The organism is Pseudomonas argentinensis, from assembly GCF_001839655.2.
Lineage (GTDB): Bacteria > Pseudomonadota > Gammaproteobacteria > Pseudomonadales > Pseudomonadaceae > Aquipseudomonas > Aquipseudomonas argentinensis_B.
The window spans coordinates 3,864,981-3,881,794 of record NZ_CP056087.1 but is presented as its reverse complement, the minus strand read 5'-3'; the positions used below and the strand labels follow the sequence as shown (position 1 = coordinate 3,881,794).

The following is a 16,814-nucleotide window of genomic DNA, read 5'->3' as shown; positions in this document are numbered from 1 at the left end:
GGGAACGGGCGGGTTGGTTCAGGTTGACGAAGGGGGGAGCGGGCTCTGCAGGTGATGAGCTGTCTGGGCCCAGCCTTGCAACTGGAAGCCCGTTGCGGGCTCCAGATCCTGCCAAATGTTGCTCAGGGAATCAGCTTGGCCGTACGCAACTGCCCGAATACCGCGAAAAAGGCTTCGTCACTGGCCTGGTAGTCGAGAAAGCCCAGCTTGCGGCTTTTCGACATGTCGGTGACCACTTCGATGGGGCGGCCAAGGTCGGCATCGGTGTGCCAGGGCGAGACCAGGCGCTCGATCTCGGCTTCGGCCAGGCCGTGCTTGGCGGCGAGGGTGTGCCAGATCTCCGCGTCGTTGGCCATCTGCTGCTCAAGCGGTGCAGGCTCGCCTTCGAAGGGCGCGGCCTGGATGCCGAACCACTCGGCGATGCGTTGCCACATCCACTTCCAGCGAAACACGTCGCCATTGACGATATTGAACGCCTGGTTGGCGGCCGCCGGGGTGGTCGAGGCCCAGCGCAGCTGTTTGGCCAACTGGCGGGCATCGGTCATGTCGGTGAGGCTGTTCCACTGCACGGCCGAGCCCGGGAAGCGGAACGGGCGGCCGGTTTCCCGGCAGATCGAGGCATAGACGGCAAGGGTGGTCGCCATGTTCATGGCATTGCCGACCGCCATGCCGGTAACGGTGTGTGGGCGGTGCACGCTCCAGGTGAAGCCGTCGCGTTTGGCGGCGGCGAACACTTCGTCTTCCTGGGCGTAATAGAAGTTCTCCACGTCCAGGCGGCCCTGTTCTTCGCGAAACGGCGTCTGCGGCAGGGTGCCCTTGCCGTAGGCCTCGAACGGGCCGAGGTAGTGCTTGAGGCCGGTGACCAGGGCGACGTGCTTGACGCTGCCGGCCGGGCGCAAGGCATCCAGCAGGTTGCGGATCATCGCCGAATTGACGCGGATGTTTTCTGCCTCGGTGGCCTGGCGCGCCCAGGTGGCCAGGTACACGTGGGTGGGCTTGAGGCCTTCGAGGGCCGTGGCCAGCGAGGCGGGGTCGAGCAGGTCCGCGGCCAGCGGGGTGACGTTTTCGGCGGTGTTCGGGTTACGAGCCAGGCCGGTGACCTGCCAGCCCTGTTCGGCCAACAGCCGCGATGTAGCGCTGCCGACGATACCGCTGGCGCCGACGACCAGTGCGTGATGTGCCATGAATCTATTCCTCACAAGAACGAGTCTTGGCACCATAACGACGCTGCAGACTCAAACCAAGACGGCACCAAAAGGTAACCACCCCGATGCAACCCGGCACTCCCGATGAACAATGGCGCGAAGACTGCGCGCCGCGACGTGTACTGGAACTGTTCGCCACCAAGTGGACGAGCATGCTCCTGCACACGCTGCATGCCCGTCACGGCGGCACCGCCCGCACCGGCGTGCTGCAGCGCAGCCTGCCCGGTATCTCCAAGAAGATGCTGGTGCAGACCCTGCGCGAGCTGGAAGCCAGCGGCCTGATCGACCGCCAGGTGCATGACAGCGTGCCGCCCACCGTCGACTACTCGCTGACCGAACTCGGCCAGCGACTGGTCGAACCCATCGAGATGATCTACGGCTGGGCGCGTGACAATGCCCCGGCGCTCGATGCACTGCAGCCACGGCAGACGTCGCGCAGGCGTTGAGGGGGGCGCCCGGCTGGCCTTGCAGGCGCTCCCACCTGGAGACGTCCATCCTGATCTCGCCAAGCTAGACGTGGTGGACAAGCTTCGCCTTGACTGCGCGTCCCGGTCCACCCTCCACAGCCAATGCGTGTGTAGCGCCAGCTGCGCAAGCGCTCCCACGGGGGCATGGGAACGCGTGTAGCGCCTCGCTCATGGCAATCCGGGCTTGGCTCAGGAACCGACGGTTGACCCCCGATCCATGACGGTATCCAGGTTATCGCCGTCGCCCTCGTAGTCTTCGTGCTGGCCATCCCAGTAGGTGTGGCCCTTGTCGACGAAGTAGTCCCACTCGTCGCTGCGGTACTCGAAGATGCTCTTGTCGTCCGGCGCGTCGCGCTGGCCGTAGCTGTGCATGTATTCGTCGAGGAATTCGAAGCGCTGCAGGCCGTCGTCGGTGAGCAGGTCGTCGCCTTCCAGGTCGGTGAACAGGTCCTTGAGGCTGTCGCGGTAGTCGTCGAGTTTGTTGTTGTACTTGATGTCCTCGATGATGCTGAAGGGCAGGGTGGCGATGGTCAGCGCGGCGGATATCCAGAACATCGGCCCGACGGCGGCGCGGGCGAAGCTCAGCTTGGCCAGGGCGCCGGCCGAAGCGGCGCCGCCGCCCACGCCGAAGGCACCGGCCGCCACCGTGATGGCGCCCTGGGCGATCATCGCCTTGTCGCCGGTATCTGCGCCTTTCTTGATCATCAGGCCGCCAAGCACCGCATCGGCCACACCGACGAAGGTATTGGCGCCCGCGTCCAGCACGCGCAGGAAAGCACCGGCGCCGCGGCTGAAGGCATTGGAATCGGCCAGTACCGGCGTGCCGCTGAAGCCCTCCTTCATGCCCTTGATGACCTCCTTGTAGTCGGATTGCGAGAGGTCGAGCTTGTCAGCCATCTTGGCGTCGTCGGCCAGTGGCGCGCTGGCCAGCAGCTCATCGAGGTTGGTCTGGAAGCGCGCGCCGATTTCCGAGGTGAACGGCCGGTTCTCCGGCAGGCCCTTGCCGAAGATCTCCGGCAGGGATTTGTCCAGGCCAAGCATGGCGTTGAGGTGGCTGCCATTGACCTTGTCGATGATGTTGGTGCCCAGGTTGACGAAGTGCTGGCTGGCGCCAAAGAAGGCGACCATTTCCTTGGCGATGGCCAGGCGCTCCTCGGGGGTGCCGCCGAGCTTGCCGCCGGCCATCTGGTAGATGCCCGAAGCCAGGGATATCAGGCCGCCGGTCGAGCCCAGGGCGCCGTTGCTGTTCAGCACGCTGACGGCGGACAGCATGCCGCCATCGGTCTTTTCGTTGAGCGCCTTGTAGACGTCCTTCTTCATCAGGTCGTCGATGTCGCTCTGGGTGACTTCGCCGTTCTTGATGAAGCGGTCGCCCAGCTCTTGCAGCGCCTTGCCGAAATCCTTGGCGGTCTGCTTGTCGCCGAGGAATTCGTTGACGAATTTGTCGAGGCTCTCGGCGGTACGCCGCGGCAGATCGACACCCGCCTTCTTGAGGGCGGTGAGCACCGTCGTCACGACGTCCTTGGTGGCCAGGGCGAGGTTGTCGTCGTTGATCAGCTCGGGATTGGCCATGAGCTTGTCGAGGTCGACGATGGTGGCGTCAAGCTGCAGCTTCTGGGCGAACTCGGCGGCTTTTTCCGGGTTGGCGATGGCCAGTTGCGCGTAGGTTTCGCGGATGTCGGCGGCGGCCAGGTCGTTTTTTCCGTCGGCCTGCAGGTCGCGGATGTGCTTGACGTAGTCCTCGCTGAAGGCCATGTCTTCGAGTTCCTTGGTCACCTCGTCCTTGTTGGGCAGAGCATCAAGGGCGCTTTTCTGCGCATCGAGGAAGTCCTTCTGCACGGCTTCGCTGGAGAACAGCGTGGTGAGCTGCTCGTCGACCTTGCGGCCGTCGATGATGGTTTCGAAGTCCTCGCCCTTGGTACCGCTGGTGCTCTGGCCCTTGCTGATGTCCAGGGTGACCATGTCCAGGCCGCCCTCCAGCGTCCCCTGGGCGCGCAAGGCGCGGTACATCTTGGCGCGGTCGTCGTCCTCCTTGATGGAGCCGTCTTCGATGCCTTTCTTCCAGCCGTCGATGACCTTTTGCCAGGTCAGCTCGCTAACGGTGAGCGAGCGTTTGCTGTCCTTGGGATCTTTCTCGCTGGTTGCCATGCTGCCGATATCCAGCTCGCCGGTGCTCGGCAGCTCGCTGTCGCCACGGGCATCATCGACCATCTCGAGGTTGTTGCGGCGGCCCTGGTCTTCGGCGACCAGGCGGTCGTACAGGGTGGGACTGAGTTCGCGGGAGACGATGACCTTGCGGCTCTTGTCGCCGTCGAAGATTTCAGCGCGTACGTAACCGTCGCCGACTTCGCCTTCGGGGCCGATGGTGGCGCCGGCGATCTCCTCGCTGGTCAGGTAATCGTCCGGGTGCAGCATGGCGTAGCCTTCCTTCTCCTGCTCGTTGGCCTTGAGCATGATCTCGGCATTCTTCTTCAGCTGGGCAAACAGCTCGGGGCTGACGGCGGCCGACACCGCGACCTTGTCGCCGTCCCAGGTTTCGTAGGTGATGAGGCCGTTGTCGCCGACGTTGCCTTCCCAGCGAATGGCCTTGTAGTCAGGGTAGGGCGGCGCCTCGCCATCGCGCTCGAGCAGACTGTAACCGTCGTTCTGGGCACGATCCATGGCACCGCGGGAATCGTCGTTGCTGATGAGCTTTTCCATCTTGCTCAGGTAGTCGAACAGGCCCGGGTTGTCGTCCTTGTGCAGCACCACCTTGTCGTCGCCGTTGTGATAGCGGATAACCCCGGGGCCCATCTCGTCGACCTTGCCGATGCCCAGGCCGCTGTAGGGCGGCCAGGTCTCGTTGTCGCTGGCTCGGCGGTAGCCGTCCTCCTCGCTGGCCTTGATGCCGTCGAGGGGCTCCTTGAGGCTGCTGAGCTTGTCGAACATGTCCGGGTTGTCGGCCCTGGCGAGCACCACGCCTTCACCGTCCCTGTTGCGGTAGCGGATCACCTCGGGGGAAAGGCTTTCGATGGCCTGGTAGTCGCGCACGCTGTCCGGCGCCTTGTCGTCCTTGCCGGCGCGGCGATCACCATCGGCGGTGGCCTGGTTGAGCGCCTTGAGGGTCTCGAAATCCTTTTTCACCTGCTCGAACAGCGCCGGGGAGGTGGAACGCAGCACGATGATCCGGTCGCCGCTTTGGGTCTCGAAGCGGATGGTGTCGTTGGCCACCTCATTGGCCGGGCCGATGTGCTTGTAGTCGCCGAGGGCCGGCGCCTTGGCATCTGGCGCAGCAGGCTGGTAGTCCTGGCGCGGCTTGGTCTGGGCAAGGGCCAGGTTGGCATCGAAGGTTTTCTCGGAGGAGGACGGTGGCGTTTTCGCCAGACGCGGGATGCTGCTCATGGTGGGCTCCATTCGACCAGAGTATGAGGGTTGCCTGACAACCACGACTCCAGCATGGAGCCGCTACAAGCACGATGGCCGCGGTTGCGCCGCGGCAAACGGGACTGTGCGAGGCGCGGATGACAGATTGATTGCAATCGCGGCGGGGCAAAATACGTGGGTGTGAAGGCGCTGCAGCGATAGCCAGCGTGGCTGCGGCCAGAAGCGAAATCGGCGGGTGAATGGAGCTCGTCGTGTTTAACAGTTTTTCACAGCGCACCGGCTCGGCTTGTCGCTAGTGTTTCTTCCACAACAGGGCTTGAGCGGAGGAGCCAGCATGAGCGTCGAGAATGTCGGGCAATTGAACACGGTGCCGGGGCAGGGTGATCCGGGCCCTGAATTCGATGCCGCGCTGGCCGGCGCCTGGCAGGGCGAGTGGACCCGCCGCGAACAGGCCCGCGACCAGGCAAAGGCCGCCGGTGACGAGGCCCTGGCGCAGCATTACCAGAACGAGCTGGATGTGCTGCAGTTGATGATGCCGGGGATCATGCCGGGCGAGGTACCGCCGCCGACGACGCCCGCCAACCTGACGGAATTGCCGCCGCAACAGCAGGCGCTGGTCGACCATGCGCCCGTGGTCGACCAGCACTCGCCGCCCGTCACGGCCACCGATAATATCGCGCACGACGCCGTGATCCCCGAGGGCAACAGCCTGACCTTCGTCCACGAAGGCGATACGCCGTTGACCATCGAATTCACTGCCAATGCGGGGCAGGCCGGCATACCCGCCATCACCCTGCAGCCTGGCGAAACCCTGGCGCAGGGCTTCCCCGCGGGCTGGTCCGGCAACTTCCGCAGCACGGCCGGCGACGGCGCCCACGTGACACTGGGCGAGGTGGCGTTCAATGGCGGCGCGGACGGCAACCAGACGTTCTACGACGTCAGCTATATCGAGGGCAACAACGCCCGCATGACCATCGAACCGAGCGAGGGCGGTGCGACCTCCGGCACGCTGGAGGATATCGTCAGCGACGCACCGGATGCCATCAAGGCGCGGGACGAGCATGGCAATGTCTACGGCATCAAGAAGACCACCACCTCGGAAGTCTTCGACGACCCGGTGATCGACTATTACCGGGCAGCGGTAGGCGAGGGTGAAGGGTACGTCGTGCCCAAGGATGACATCAGCACCCTTGGCACCAGCTCCAACAGCCTGACCGTGCGGGTGGCCTGAGCCTGCGCCAGATCGAATGCCTGGGGCTCAGACCGGCTGCATGCCCGCCCGCTTGAGCAGCTGCTTGCAGCGCTCGGACAGGTGTACCACGCGCAGGTGCTTGCCGGCCTTGGTGTAGCGCTCGCGCAGGGTCATCAGGGCGGCGATGGCCGAATAGTCGACGAAGCTCAGGTGGCGGCAGTCCACGGTGACCTGCTCGGGGTCGTTGGCGGTGTCGAACTGGTTGAGAAACTGCGTGGTAGAGGCGAAGAACAGCGTGCCGCGGGGCAGGTAGAGTTTGCTGCCGTCGCCTTCCAGGCGGATCTCGGCGTGCAGTTCGCGGGCGTGCTGCCAGGCGAAATTCAGGGCGGCGATGACGATGCCGCAGGATACCGCCACCGCCAGGTCGGTAAGCACGGTGATGATGGTCACGGCGACGATCACCAGCACGTCGTTGAGCGGCACCTTGCCGAGCACCCGCAGCGACGCCCAGGCGAAGGTCTGCTGGGCGACCACGAACATCACGCCGACCAGGGCAGCCAGCGGGATCAGCTCGATCAGCGGCGACAGGAACAGGATGTAGAGCAGGATCATCACCCCGGCGACGATACCGGATAGCCGCCCGCGACCACCGGAGCTGAGGTTGATCATGGTCTGGCCGATCATCGCGCAGCCGCCCATGCCGCCACACATGCCCGAGGCAATATTGGCCGCACCCAGGGCCACGCATTCGCGGTCCGGGTGGCCACGGCTTTCGGTGATCTCGTCGGTGAGGTTGAGGGTCAGCAGGGTTTCCAGCAGGCCGACCATGGCCATCAATACCGCGTAGGGCAGAATGATCTTCAGGGTTTCCAGGGTCCAGGGAATCTGCGGCAGCGCCGGCACCGGCATATTGCCGGCGATCTTCGCCATGTCGCCCAGGGTATGGGTGGGCAGGTGCAGGAAGTAGGTGAGCAGGCCTACGGTGAGAATCGCCGCCAACGCCGGCGGAATGGCCTTGGTCAGGCGCGGCAGGATATAGACGATGGCCATGGTCAGTGCCACCAGGCCGAGCATCAGGTACAGCTCGTTGCCGGCGATCCACTGGCCGCCGCGCTGGAAGTGTTCCAGCTGCGCGGTGGCGATGACGATGGCCAGGCCGTTGACGAAGCCGAGCATCACCGGGTAGGGCACCATGCGCACCAGCTTGCCCAGGCGCAACAGGCCGAAGGCGGTCATGATAACGCCGCCGAGCAGCACGGTGGCCAGCAAATACTCGACGCCGTGCTGCACCACCAGGGCGACGATGACCACCGCCATGGAGCCGGCGGCGCCGGAGATCATCCCCGGGCGGCCGCCGAACAGCGCGGTGATCAGGCAGATGAAGAAGGCCCCGTACAGGCCCATCAGCGGGTTGACCTGGGCGACCAGGGCGAAGGCGATGCACTCGGGCACCAGCGCGAACGAGGACGTGAGACCGGCCAGGATATCGGCGCGCAGACGGGCGATTTTCATGGGTTACCTGAATCGAGCAAGACGGACGCCCGACAGAGGGCGGGGCGTGGGTACGGCCTGTGCGGCCTTGGAATTGGAAGGCTTGCGATGGTAAGGAATCGCCGTCGCGAAGGCCAGTGTCGGCAACCTGACCGCTGCAGCATGGCGGGGTTTCACGGCGCCCGGCCCGCTAGCGAATGGCACTGCGACCACGCAACGCAGCCGGTAAATGTGGCCTGGCTGGCTTTTGGAGCGACCAATAGGTCTAATTAGCCTTTTTCTCAGGCGCAAAATCGGCAGTAGACTGTCGCCTGCCCAACACACGATGACGAGGTAAACGCGTTGATTATTCACCCTAAAGTTCGTGGCTTCATCTGTACCACCACCCACCCGCTGGGTTGCGAGCGCAACGTGGCCGAGCAGATCGAGGCGACGCGCAAACTGGGCGTGCGTAACGACGGTCCGAAGAAGGTGCTGGTGATCGGCGCCTCCAGCGGCTATGGCCTGGCGGCGCGCATCACCGCCGCCTTCGGCTTTGGTGCCGATACCCTGGGCGTGTTCTTCGAGAAGCCGGGCACCGAAACCAAGGCCGGCACCGCGGGCTGGTACAACTCGGCAGCGTTCGACAAGTTCGCCAAGGCCGAAGGCCTGTACAGCAAGTCGATCAACGGCGACGCCTTCTCCGACGAGGCCCGTGCCAAGGTCATCGAGCTGATCAAGAACGAAATGGGCGGCAAGGTCGACCTGATCATCTACTCCCTGGCCTCGCCGGTGCGCAAGCTGCCGCAGAGCGGCGAAGTGGTCCGTTCGGCGCTCAAGCCCATCGGCCAGCCGTACAGGTCCACCGCCATCGACACCAACAAGGACGTGATCATCGAGGCGTCCATCGAGCCGGCCAGCGAGCAGGAAATCACCGACACCGTGACCGTGATGGGCGGCCAGGACTGGCAGCTGTGGATCGATGCCCTGGCAGGCGCCGACGTGCTGGCCGAAGGCGTGCGTACCGTGGCCTTCAGCTACATCGGCACGGAAATCACCTGGCCGATCTACTGGCACGGCGCCCTGGGCAAGGCCAAGCAGGATCTGGACGAAACCGCCCTGCGCCTGGACCGGAAACTGGCCGCTGAAGTCAAAGGCGGCGCCAACGTGGCGGTGCTCAAGTCGGTGGTCACCCAGGCCAGCTCGGCCATCCCGGTGATGCCGCTGTACCTGTCGATGGTCTTCAAGATCATGCAGGAAAAGGGCGTCCATGAGGGCACCCAGGACCAGCTCGACCGCATGTTCCGTGACCGCCTGTACCGCGCCGACGGCGCCCCGGCCGAGGTCGACGAGAAAGCCCGCCTGCGCCTGGACGACTGGGAACTGCGCGACGACGTGCAGGACGCCTGCAAGGTCATGTGGCCACAGGTGACCACCGAGAACCTGTTCGACCTGACCGATTATGCCGGTTACAAGAAGCAGTTCCTCAACCTGTTCGGCTTCGAGCGTAGCGACGTCGACTACGACGCGGACGTGGCCACCGACGTGCAGTTCGACGTGGTGCAGCTGTAATCAGGTCGTTTCCACGGCATGTAAACAGGGACGCCTCGGCGTCCCTTTTTGTTGCCTGCGCGATACGCCTCAGCTCACCGGCTCGCTGGTGTTGACGTACTCCGGCACCTTGGCCAGCGGCAGGCGGCGCGCCTGTTCGACGCTTACGCCAGGGCGCTTGGGCAGCGGGTCGAGGCGCTGCGGCTGGCCGCTTTCCAGGGCGCGCTCGATGGCTTCGAGCACGCGCACGTCGCGCCAGCCTTCGTCGCCATCGGGCTCCGGCTCGCGGTTCTGGATGATGCAGTCGGAGAAATACTGGGTTTCGCCGGCGAACTGGTCGACCACCGGATGCTCGTGCTCGGTGGTTTCACCGTCGATGGTGGCGCGGTAGCTGATCGCCGTGCCTTCGCCAAAGCCGAAGCTGGGCGAGGCCTCGAACTCTCCCTTGCTGCCGATTACCTGCAGGCGTTCGGTGCTGGGCAGGCTGTAGCTCACGGTGAACACCGCCATGCGCTCCTCGGCAAAGCGCATGGTCACGGTCACGGTGTCCGGTGTGTTGATCTCGCGGCCGGGGGTCTGCACGGCCACGGCGCGCACTTCCAGGGGCTCGTCATCGAACAGGTTGCGCACGGCGTTGATCGGGTAGGGGCCCATGTCGGTCACCGGGCCGGCCCAGTAGCCGCTCTGCATGCGGTGGTTGGCCGGGTCGACGGTCTGGGTGAAGGTGGCGGTGAACAGGCGCGGGTCGCCGATATCGCCGGCGCGGATACGGTGGATCATCTCCACGGTGCCGGGTTCGAAATGCAGGCGGTAGGCGATCATCAGCTTGGCGCCGGAGCGTTCGGCGGCAGCGGTGATGGCCTTGCAGTCTTCCTCGCTGGTGGCCATGGGCTTTTCCAGCAGCACGTGAATACCGGCATCCAGCGCCGGCTCGGCGAATTCACGGTGACGGAAGTTGGGGGTGGCCAGGTAGATGGCGTCGATCTCGCCCGAGGCGAGCAGGGCGGGGAATTCCTCGTAGCGGTAGCTCTTGATGTCGTAGAGCTTTGCCAGCTTGTCGGCCTTGATGGGGTCGCCGGTGACCAGCGCGGTGATCACCGAATTGTCGGTCTGGCCCACGCCGGGCATGAACGCACCCTGGGAAATCCAGCCGCCGCCGACCACCGCGTAACGAACCTTGCGTTGAGCATCAGGCATTTCATCAACTCCTCTGCAACGCCGAACCGCATTGTCCGGCCTGTATTCAATCGGCAGGCGCGGCGACATGAAGTTCACGCAAAGCGCCTGCCGGTCTACCCGCCCGCGACCTTTGCCAGGCCCATGAAATCATCGGGACAATCCGCTGTCTGTATGCCGGCACGCCATCTGGCGTTGCTGTTCTGCGGTTAATGGAGTGTTGCGATGAAAGCCCTGATTTCCACCTTGTTGCTAGCTGCCGCCCTGCCGGCACTGGCTGACTCGGCTGCCAACCCACGGTGCGAAGCGAAGGCGGCGAACATCGAGAAACAGCTCCAGGCCGCCTGGGCCGAAGGCCATACGGAAAAAGCCAAGGGGCTCAGTGCCGCCCTGCAAGGCGTGCGCGACAACTGCTCTGACCAGAAGCTGATGCGCGAACTGGAAGGCAAGGTCAACGAGGCCCGCAAAGAGATCCGCGAGCGTGAGGCCGACCTGCGTGAAGCCGAACTGGCGGGTGACCCCAAAAAGATTGCCAAACGCCAGGCCAAGCTCGACGAAGCCCTCGAAGAGTTGAAGGCCGCCGAGGCCGAGTTCAGTCGCTAAGGCGACTGCTGCAAAGAAAAAGCCCTGCCAGTTGCAGGGCTTTTGACCACTCGGAGCGTGGCTGGAGCGAGACGCAAGCAGGACGCTTGCGCCTCGTGGGGGCGGGTCAGGTTCTGAAGCGGCCCACCAGGCCGTTGAGTTCGCCGGACAGGCTTTCCAGGCGCTGCGAGTCGCTGCGCGCCGAGTGGGCCAGCTCCTCGACCAGTTGGGCATCGGTGTGGATCTGCGCGATATGCCGGTTGATGTCTTCGGCCACGTGGTGCTGCTCCTCGGCGGCGGTGGCGATCTGGTTGTTCTGGTCGCGAATCTCGTCCACCGAGGCGCGGATCTGCTCGAAGCTGTCGCGGGCCTGCTGGATGCGTTCCACGCTTTGCAGCGACATGCTCAGGCTGCTCTGCATCTGCTTGGTCACGTCCTGGGTACGGCGAGCCAGGCCACCGAGCAGGCCATCGATTTCACCGGTGGAGTCGGCGGTACGTTTGGCCAGCGCACGGACTTCGTCGGCGACCACCGCGAAGCCGCGGCCCTGTTCGCCAGCGCGCGCCGCCTCGATGGCGGCGTTGAGGGCCAGCAGGTTGGTCTGCTCGGCGATCGAACGGATGGTGTCGAGGATGGCGTTGATGTTCTTGCTGTCCTGCTCGAGCACCTGCATGGCCTGGGCGGACTTCTGCAGGTTCTCGCTGAGCTGGGTGACGCTGCCGGTGGCGTCGTCGATCTGCAACTGGCCATCATGGACCTGGCGCTGACCGGCGTCCGCGGACGAAGCGGCGTTGCTGCAGGAGCGGGCCACCTCGTTGGCGGTGGCGACCATCTCGTTGAAGGCGGTGGACACCAGTTCCACCGCTTCACGCTGACGGCCGGCGGCATCGTTCATGTCGCGGGCCACACGGGTGCTGGCGTCCGAGGCGGTCTGCAGGTCCGCCGAGGCGCTGCCGATGCGTTGCACCAGGGTACGGATGGCCCCCAGGAACTGGTTGAACCAGCGCGCCAGCAGGGCGGTTTCGTCGTTGCCGCGCACGTCGAGGCTGCGGGTCAGGTCGCCTTCGCCCTGGGCGATGCCTTCCAGGCCGCCGGCCACGCTGCGGATCGGCTTGACGATCAGGCCGGCGAAGCTGGCGCCGACGACGGCGAACAGCACGGCGAGCACCGCGGCGATCACCGCTATCTGCCAGGTCAGGCTGGTGGCCTTGGCCATCACCTCACTGCGCTCGATCAGGCCGATAAAGCGCCAGCCGAGGCTTTTCGACGACCAGACGTTGGCCATGTAGGGCACGCCGTCAAGCTCGACCTCGACCAGGCCGTTGTCGACCCCAGCCAGCTCAGCGTAGCCATCGCCCAGTTCGCTGATCAGTTTGAAGTTATGTTCCGGGATGCGCGGGTCGACCAGCACGTTGCCGTTGCTTTCCAGCAGCATGAGGTAGCCGCTTTCGCCGAGCTTGATCTGCTTGACCAGTTCGGTGAGCTGCTTGAGCGACACGTCCAGGCCCACCACAGCGGTCGGTTGGCCCTGCTGATCATCGACGGTGCGCACGGTGCCCATCAGCACCACGTCATCCTGCGCCCAGTAATAGGCGGCGGTGCGCACGGTCTTGCCGGGTGCGGCCATGGCGGCCTTGTACCAGGGCCGTACACGCGGGTCATAGCCGCTCAGCTTGGCATCATCCGGCCAGGAGGCGTAGCCGCCGTCGGCCTTGCCGAGCGACAGGTAGGCGGTGCTCGGGTGGCTGGCGGCGAACTGGCCGAACATCTCCAGAAACGCCTTGCCTTGCTCGGTCAACGGGATGGTCGCCGCATCGGCACCCGAGTAGTTCTTCAGCTCGCCAGCGTTACGCACGGCCGGGTGCTTGGCCAGGTATTCGACGTTCTGGGCGATGGCGTCGAAGAACTGGTTCATGGCGTTTTCGATCTGCCTGATCTCGCGGCTGCTACTGTCCAGGAAGTCGTCCCGCGCCTGGTCGCGCAGGTTGACCACCACCACGACGGCGACCAGTACGACGGGCACACAGGCAATGGCCGCGAAGGCCCAGGTGAGTTTCTGTTTGATGTTCACGGTGGTTCCTGCAGGGTCGTAAAGCGTTTTTGTTGGGTTTTTACAGCTTAGAAGCAGGCAGAAAGGGTCGTCGGCTAATTTGTAGTGGTTGTGAACACTGAATCGGCGTGGCGGAAACAAACTTGAGCACCCGCCCATCACGTTTTTCACGTGACGGCGGGCGTTGGTGGCGGGGATACGGAGGCCAAGCGAGATTGACTCCGATCCTCGGCTAGAGGCTCTGCGTCCAGGATTGGCGACGCGGCAGCTCCTACAGCTGCGCGGCGCTCCTGCGCTCACGTCCGTTGGCGTAGACGAACACCGCCACGAACAGGACGCTGAGCAGCACCACGATGGTTGGCCCTGGTGCGCTGTCGATAAAGAAGCTCAGGTACACGCCGCTCAGCGCCGCGCCGACGGCGATGGCCACCGCGGTGAGAAGCATGGCACCCATGGTGCGGGTGAGCAGGAAGGCGATGGCGCCGGGGGCGATCAGCAGGGCCACGGTGAGCACGATGCCGATGGCCTTGAGGGCACCGACGATGGTCAGTGACATCACCGCCAGCAGGCCGTAGTGCAGCAGGCCCACCGGCAGGCCGACGGTGCGCGCCTGCACCGGGTCGAAGGCGTGCAGGAGCAGGTCGCGCCATTTCAGGCCGATGAAGGCGCTGACCGCCAGGGCGATCAGGCCGCTCTCCAGCAGATCGGCCCAGGCGATGCCAAGCATGTCGCCGAACAGGATATGGTCCAGGTGCACGTCACTGTGGATCTGCGTGTAGAGCAGCAGGCCCAGGCCGAACATGCCGGAGAACACCACGCCCATGAGGGTGTCCTGCTTGATCCGGCTATTTTCCTTGAGATACCCCGCGGCGATGGCGCACAGCATGCCGGCCACGAAGGCGCCGAGGGAGTAGGGCAGGCCGACCATGTAGGCGATCACCACACCGGGAAACACGGCGTGGGCGGTGGCGTCGCCCATCAGCGCCCAGCCCTTGAGCACCAGAAAGCACGACAGCAGGGCGGCGGGAATCGCCACCAGCACGGCGATCAGCAGGGCGTATTGCATGAAGTCGATTTGCAGCGGCTGCAGCAGCATCTCCATGCTCATGTCTCCAGGCGGGCTTGGGCGGCGCGGCGGCGGGCCGCCAGCAGGCCGTGTCTGGGCGCGAAGCAGAAGGCCAGCAGGAACACACCGGTCTGCAGCACGATGATGATCGCCCCGGTGGCGCCATCGACAAAGTAGCTGGCGTAGGCGCCGAAAAAGCTGGAAAGGCCGCCGATGCAGGCGGCGATCAGCAGCAGGCGTTCGAAGCGGTCGCTGAGCAGGTAGGCGGTGGCACCGGGGGTGACCACCATGGCAATGACCAGGAAGGCGCCGACCGTCTGCATGGCCGCCACGGTGCAGGCCGACAGCAGGATGAAGAAGATCGCCTTCAGGCGCGTCGGGCTCAGGCCGATGGAGCGCGCGTGGTGCTCATCGAAGAACACCACCATCAGGTCCTTCCAGCGCAGCGCCAGCACGGCCAGGGTGATGCCGGCGATCAGCAACAGTTGCAGGGTATCGCCCGGGGTGATGGCCAGGATGTTGCCGAGCACTATGGTCTGGATGTTCACCGAGGTGGGCGACAGCGAGACCATGAACAGCCCGAGGCCGAAGAACGACGAGAAGATCAGGCCGATGATCACGTCTTCCTTGAGCTTGCTGCGCTGGTTGAGAAACAGCATGGCGCCGGCGGCCAGGGTGCCGGCGCCGAATGCGCCGAGGGCGAACGGCAGGCCGAGCATGTAGGCGCCGGCGACGCCGGGTACGATGGAGTGGGCCAGGGCGTCGCCGATCAGCGACCAGCCCTTGAGCATCAGGTACACCGAGAGTAGCGCGCAGACCACGCCGACCAGGGTCGAGACCCACATGGCGTTGACCATGTAGCCGTAGGAAAAGGGTTCGAGCAGGCTGGACACTATGAATCCTTGTCGTCGACGCGGCCGCGGATGGTCGACTTGCCGTCGTAGAGCACCAGCGGGCGTTCGTCGTCGGTGATGATGCCGATCAGCGGCGAGCTGCGCTGGCCTTCGCCGGGCAGCTCGAAGTGGCGAAGTACACCGCCGAAGGTGCGCTCCAGGTTTTCGCGGGTGAACACCAACTGGGTCGGCCCGTAGGCGAGCACGGTGCGCGCCAGCAGCACGGTACGGTCGCAGAATTCCGGTACGCTGCCCAGGTTGTGGGTGGACACCAGCATCACCCGGCCTTCGTCGCGCAGCTCGCCAAGCAGCCGCACGATGGCGTCTTCGGTCTTCACGTCGACGCCAGTGAACGGCTCGTCGAGCAGGATCACCCGCGAATCCTGGGCCAGGGCGCGGGCCAGGAACACACGCTTCTTCTGGCCGCCGGACAATTCGCCGATCTGCCGTGTGCGCAGCTCGCCCATGCCGACCCTGGCCAGGGCGGCATCGACCGCCTCGCGGTCGGCAGCCTTGGGCCGGCGCAGCAGGCCCATGTGGCCGTAACGGCCCATCATCACCACGTCCTCGACCAGCACCGGGAAGTTCCAGTCGACGTCCTCGCTCTGCGGCACGTAGGCGATCAGGTTGCGTTTCAGCGCCTCGCGTACCGGCATGCCCAGCACGCTGATCTCGCCCTGGGCCAGCTTGACGAAGCCCATGATGGCCTTGAACAGGGTCGACTTGCCGCTGCCGTTGACGCCCACCAGGGCGGTGATGCTGCCGCCTGGACTGCCGAAACTGGCGTCGCGCAGGGCCGTATGGCCGTTGCGGTAGGTGACGCTGATGCCGTCGACACGGATGCCGTTCAGGCTGTCCTCTTCGTGCAGGGCATTTGGCATCAGTCGGCCAGCCCGTCAGCGATGGTCTGCGAGGTGACGCGCAGCAGGTCGAGATAGGTCGGCACCGGGCCATCCGGCTCGCTGAGCGAATCGACATACAGCACACCGCCATACTTGGCACCGGTTTCCCGGGCCACCTGCCGGGCCGGCGAGGCGGAGATGGTGCTTTCGCTGAACACCGCGGGAATCCGGTTGGCGCGCACCGCGTCGATCACCTTGCGCACCTGCTGGGGCGTGCCCTGCTGATCGGCGTTGATCGGCCACAGGTACAGCTCCTTCAAAGCAAAGTCGCGGGCCAGGTAGCTGAAAGCGCCTTCACTGGACACCAGCCAGCGGCGTTCTTCGGGCACCTTCTGCAGGCGCTCGCGGATCGGCCCGACGGTGGACTTGATCAACGCCTTGTAGGCCTCGGCGTTGGCCTTGTAGGTCGCGGCATTGGCGGCGTCGTGCTTGACCAGCGCATCGCGGATATTATCGATGTAGATCATCGCCGCATCCGGCGACATCCAGGCATGGGGGTTGGGTTTGCCGCTATAGGGGCCCTCGGCGATGCCGATCGGCTCGACACCGTCACTGAGGGTCACCGCGGGTACGCCCTGCAGGCGCTGTAGAAAGCGCTCGAACCACAGCTCCAGGTTCATGCCGTTACGCAGGATCAGCTGCGCGTCGCGAGCCTTGAGGATGTCGCCCGGGGTGGGCTGGTAGTTGTGGATCTCGGCGCCGGGCTTGGTAATCGATTCCACCTCGGCGGCGTCACCCGCCACCTGGCGGGCCATGTCGGCGAGTACGGTGAAGGTGGTCACCACCTTGAATTTGCCTTCGGCGGCGGCCAGTTGCGGCAGCAGGATTACCAGAAGGGCGACGAGCAGGGTGCGCAAGCGGATCCGATCGAACATCTCTATCCTCGTATGGCTTGAC

At 64.9% G+C, this 16,814-nt stretch carries 13 protein-coding genes and 1 pseudogene; 4 read left to right on the top strand and 10 right to left on the bottom strand.

From position 1 onward, the window contains the following. Positions 1–122: 122 nt before the first annotated feature. Positions 123–1,184: an SDR family oxidoreductase gene (locus tag SA190iCDA_RS17440; RefSeq protein ID WP_070885331.1), complete on the bottom strand. Its 1,062-nt coding sequence runs from the start codon at positions 1,182–1,184 to the stop codon at positions 123–125. 86 nt (positions 1,185–1,270) lie between these two features. On the opposite strand from SA190iCDA_RS17440, the gene SA190iCDA_RS17435 reads away from it, so the two are divergent. After that, entirely contained in the window at positions 1,271–1,651 is a 381-nt protein-coding gene (locus SA190iCDA_RS17435; RefSeq protein WP_070885330.1) for a winged helix-turn-helix transcriptional regulator, read from the top strand. 210 nt (positions 1,652–1,861) lie between these two features. Here SA190iCDA_RS17435 and SA190iCDA_RS17430 read toward each other — a convergent pair whose 3' ends face one another. Next, the gene (locus SA190iCDA_RS17430; RefSeq protein WP_070885329.1) at positions 1,862–5,053 is read right to left on the bottom strand and encodes a hypothetical protein; all 3,192 of its coding nucleotides are present in this window, start codon (positions 5,051–5,053) and stop codon (positions 1,862–1,864) included. 316 nt (positions 5,054–5,369) lie between these two features. Between SA190iCDA_RS17430 and SA190iCDA_RS17425 the strand changes: the two genes are divergently transcribed. Further along, positions 5,370–6,266 carry a thaumatin family protein gene (locus tag SA190iCDA_RS17425; protein WP_070885328.1) on the top strand — a complete coding sequence of 299 codons (897 nt, stop codon included), beginning with the start codon at positions 5,370–5,372 and terminating at the stop codon, positions 6,264–6,266. A 27-nt stretch (positions 6,267–6,293) separates the two neighbouring features. On the opposite strand, the gene SA190iCDA_RS17420 is transcribed toward SA190iCDA_RS17425, so the two are convergent. Then, the gene (locus SA190iCDA_RS17420; protein WP_070885327.1) at positions 6,294–7,739 is read right to left on the bottom strand and encodes a SulP family inorganic anion transporter; all 1,446 of its coding nucleotides are present in this window, start codon (positions 7,737–7,739) and stop codon (positions 6,294–6,296) included. A 321-nt stretch (positions 7,740–8,060) separates the two neighbouring features. Between SA190iCDA_RS17420 and fabV the strand changes: the two genes are divergently transcribed. Continuing rightward, the gene (gene fabV, locus SA190iCDA_RS17415; RefSeq protein WP_070885326.1) at positions 8,061–9,269 is read left to right on the top strand and encodes an enoyl-ACP reductase FabV; all 1,209 of its coding nucleotides are present in this window, start codon (positions 8,061–8,063) and stop codon (positions 9,267–9,269) included. Between the two features lie 69 nt (positions 9,270–9,338). Here the strand turns inward: fabV and SA190iCDA_RS17410 are convergent, their stop codons facing one another. Then, positions 9,339–10,445, bottom strand: coding sequence for a Gfo/Idh/MocA family protein (locus SA190iCDA_RS17410; protein WP_070885325.1), 1,107 nt, complete (start codon positions 10,443–10,445; stop codon positions 9,339–9,341). 204 nt (positions 10,446–10,649) lie between these two features. Here SA190iCDA_RS17410 and SA190iCDA_RS17405 point away from each other — a divergent pair, with 204 nt between their 5' ends. After that, positions 10,650–11,027 (top strand): DUF1090 domain-containing protein, encoded by a 378-nt coding sequence (locus SA190iCDA_RS17405; protein WP_070885324.1) that lies wholly within the window; start codon positions 10,650–10,652, stop codon positions 11,025–11,027. A 106-nt stretch (positions 11,028–11,133) separates the two neighbouring features. On the opposite strand, the gene SA190iCDA_RS23540 is transcribed toward SA190iCDA_RS17405, so the two are convergent. The 6 genes and pseudogenes from SA190iCDA_RS23540 to SA190iCDA_RS17380 all read right to left on the bottom strand — a co-directional run bounded on the left by SA190iCDA_RS23540 (position 11,134) and on the right by SA190iCDA_RS17380 (position 16,792). Continuing rightward, positions 11,134–11,838, bottom strand: a complete 705-nt coding sequence (locus SA190iCDA_RS23540) for a methyl-accepting chemotaxis protein (RefSeq protein WP_419203951.1) — start codon at positions 11,836–11,838, stop codon at positions 11,134–11,136. A 201-nt stretch (positions 11,839–12,039) separates the two neighbouring features. Continuing rightward, positions 12,040–12,921: pseudogene (locus SA190iCDA_RS23535) on the bottom strand (cache domain-containing protein); the annotation flags it as partial. A 406-nt stretch (positions 12,922–13,327) separates the two neighbouring features. Next, positions 13,328–14,158: a metal ABC transporter permease gene (locus tag SA190iCDA_RS17395; protein ID WP_329610168.1), complete on the bottom strand. Its 831-nt coding sequence runs from the start codon at positions 14,156–14,158 to the stop codon at positions 13,328–13,330. Positions 14,159–14,160: 2 nt separating this feature from the next. Beyond that, on the bottom strand, positions 14,161–15,015 hold the full coding sequence (locus tag SA190iCDA_RS17390; RefSeq protein ID WP_170833933.1) for a metal ABC transporter permease: 855 nt from the start codon (positions 15,013–15,015) through the stop codon (positions 14,161–14,163). Further along, the gene (locus tag SA190iCDA_RS17385) at positions 15,015–15,896 is read right to left on the bottom strand and encodes a manganese/iron ABC transporter ATP-binding protein (RefSeq protein ID WP_070885321.1); all 882 of its coding nucleotides are present in this window, start codon (positions 15,894–15,896) and stop codon (positions 15,015–15,017) included. Before SA190iCDA_RS17385 ends, SA190iCDA_RS17390 begins: the two co-directional genes overlap by 1 nt. Then, entirely contained in the window at positions 15,896–16,792 is an 897-nt protein-coding gene (locus SA190iCDA_RS17380; RefSeq protein ID WP_070885320.1) for a metal ABC transporter substrate-binding protein, read from the bottom strand. The genes SA190iCDA_RS17385 and SA190iCDA_RS17380 overlap by 1 nt, the downstream gene beginning before the upstream one ends. Positions 16,793–16,814 lie beyond the last annotated feature (22 nt).

What these genes read in the sequence shown, in the direction of transcription:
- SA190iCDA_RS17440 (WP_070885331.1), bottom strand. Translation starts at nt 1,184, where the DNA reads ATGGCACATCACGCACTGGTCGTCGGCGCCAGCGGTATCGTCGGCAGC.
- SA190iCDA_RS17435 (WP_070885330.1), top strand. Translation starts at nt 1,271, where the DNA reads ATGCAACCCGGCACTCCCGATGAACAATGGCGCGAAGACTGCGCGCCG.
- SA190iCDA_RS17430 (WP_070885329.1), bottom strand. Translation starts at nt 5,053, where the DNA reads ATGAGCAGCATCCCGCGTCTGGCGAAAACGCCACCGTCCTCCTCCGAG.
- SA190iCDA_RS17425 (WP_070885328.1), top strand. Translation starts at nt 5,370, where the DNA reads ATGAGCGTCGAGAATGTCGGGCAATTGAACACGGTGCCGGGGCAGGGT.
- SA190iCDA_RS17420 (WP_070885327.1), bottom strand. Translation starts at nt 7,739, where the DNA reads ATGAAAATCGCCCGTCTGCGCGCCGATATCCTGGCCGGTCTCACGTCC.
- SA190iCDA_RS17410 (WP_070885325.1), bottom strand. Translation starts at nt 10,445, where the DNA reads ATGCCTGATGCTCAACGCAAGGTTCGTTACGCGGTGGTCGGCGGCGGC.
- SA190iCDA_RS17405 (WP_070885324.1), top strand. Translation starts at nt 10,650, where the DNA reads ATGAAAGCCCTGATTTCCACCTTGTTGCTAGCTGCCGCCCTGCCGGCA.
- SA190iCDA_RS23540 (WP_419203951.1), bottom strand. Translation starts at nt 11,838, where the DNA reads ATGGTCGCCACCGCCAACGAGGTGGCCCGCTCCTGCAGCAACGCCGCT.
- SA190iCDA_RS17395 (WP_329610168.1), bottom strand. Translation starts at nt 14,158, where the DNA reads ATGGAGATGCTGCTGCAGCCGCTGCAAATCGACTTCATGCAATACGCC.
- SA190iCDA_RS17385 (WP_070885321.1), bottom strand. Translation starts at nt 15,896, where the DNA reads ATGCCAAATGCCCTGCACGAAGAGGACAGCCTGAACGGCATCCGTGTC.
- SA190iCDA_RS17380 (WP_070885320.1), bottom strand. Translation starts at nt 16,792, where the DNA reads ATGTTCGATCGGATCCGCTTGCGCACCCTGCTCGTCGCCCTTCTGGTA.